The organism is Zoogloea sp., assembly GCF_023150065.1.
GTDB lineage: Bacteria > Pseudomonadota > Gammaproteobacteria > Burkholderiales > Rhodocyclaceae > Zoogloea.
Genome location: NZ_JAKLLN010000192.1, coordinates 328 through 568, shown reverse-complemented (window position 1 = coordinate 568; position 241 = coordinate 328). Strand labels below are relative to the sequence as shown.

Annotated in this window: 1 protein-coding gene; it reads right to left on the bottom strand. The window is 66.4% G+C overall.

Annotated features, from left to right (window positions below):
* The coding region (locus L6Q67_RS24225) for a GTPase (protein WP_296576277.1) at positions 1–241 on the bottom strand (241 nt) is incomplete at both ends.

Sequence of the window (241 nt, the reverse complement as noted above, 5' to 3'; positions counted from 1 at the left end):
AGCGTCACTTGCCGCATGGTCGGATCAAGGGTGGCGAACAGCAGGTCCTTGGCGAAGACGTCCGCCCCGGCCAGCCGGTTGAACAAGGTGGATTTGCCGGCGTTGGTGTAGCCCACCAGCGCCACCACCGGATAAGGCACCTTGGCGCGGGCGCGGCGGTGCAGACCGCGGGTGCGGCGCACGTCCTCCAGCTCTTTCTTGATGCGGATGATGCGGTCGCCGATCAGGCGCCGGTCGATTT